Here is a 1247-nt window from a genome sequence, read left to right as displayed (position 1 = left end):
TGACCTGACCGGCTGGCTTTGGACCGGGCTGATTGAGAGGATCAGCGTGGACCAGAGGAGTTGGGGATGAAGCGAGGACAAAGGCCGAGCGCGGAACAGGTCGTGCTGACGCTGCGCCAAATCGAGGTACAGACGGCGCAAGGCAAGAGCATCGCCGTTGCCTGCAAGGAAGCGGATGTCTCGGAGCAGAGCTATTACCGCTGGCGCAAGGAGTACGGCGGCCTGAAGGTCGATCAAGCCAAGAAGATGAAGGACCTGGAGCGCGAGAATGCGCGACTTCGTCGCTTAGTGGCCGATCTATCTCTGGAGAAACAGGTTCTGGCGGACGTCGCCGCGGGAAACTTGTAGCCCCCGAGCGACGCAGGCAGACGGTGGACGGGATCCGGGAGAAGTACGGCCTCTCGGAACGTCACGCCTGCCGGATCGTCGGCCAGCACCGGGGCACGCAGCGCTACGTGTCCACGCGGCCGGCCGACGAGGATGCGCTGACCCGTGCCGTCATCGCCCTGGCGTCCGAGTACGGACGCTATGGCTATCGCCGCGTCACCGCGCTGCTGCGGGCAGCGGGGTGGCAGGTGGGCAAGGATCGGGTTCAGCGGATCTGGCGTCGCGAGGGGCTCAAGGTTCCGCAAAAGCACCGACCACGCAGCCGTCTCTGGCTGAACGACGGATCCTGCGTGCGGCTGCGTCCGCTCCACCGGAATCACGTCTGGAGCTTCGACTTCGTTCTGGGGCAGACGCGCGACGGCCGGAGCTTGCGCATCCTGACGCTGATCGATGAGCACAGCCGGACATGCCTCGCGCTGAAGGTGGCCCGGCGCATCAACAGCGTGGGTGTGATCGAGGCGCTGGCCGACGCCATGTGCCTGCATGGCATCCCGGAGCACATCCGCTGCGACAACGGCCCTGAGATGATCTCGAAGGCGCTGCGCAAGTGGGTCGCCAAAGCCGGCTCGCAGATCCAGTACATCGCGCCGGGCTCGCCGTGGGAGAACGGGTACTGTGAAAGCTTCAACGGCAAACTGAAGGACGAGTGCCTACGCCAGGAGATCTTCTACTCGCTGAAGGAGGCGCAGATCGTGATCGGTCTTTGGCAAACGACCTACAACCGCGTCCGGCCGCACTCGTCCTTGGGCTATCGGCCGCCCGCGCCCGTCAGCTACCCCGATCTGGCCTTCCGGCTACCCATGGCCGCCACCATGCAGTAGCCTCGCAACTGGCTCGGTCCAAAATACCGGTCAGGTCAG

1 protein-coding gene is annotated in these 1247 nt (G+C 64.7%); it reads left to right on the top strand.

The window, feature by feature from the left end:
• The first annotated feature begins 66 nt into the window (after window positions 1-66).
• A protein-coding gene (locus ACS5RC_RS26010; RefSeq protein ID WP_478346825.1) for an IS3 family transposase occupies window positions 67-1208 on the top strand; the annotation gives its coding sequence in 2 pieces (ribosomal slippage) (window positions 67-334 and window positions 334-1208; 1143 coding nt in all).
• Window positions 1209-1247: the final 39 nt, after the last annotated feature.

The organism is Methylobacterium sp. HJ2 (assembly GCF_056431005.1).
This window is presented reverse-complemented; position numbering and strand designations above follow the sequence as displayed.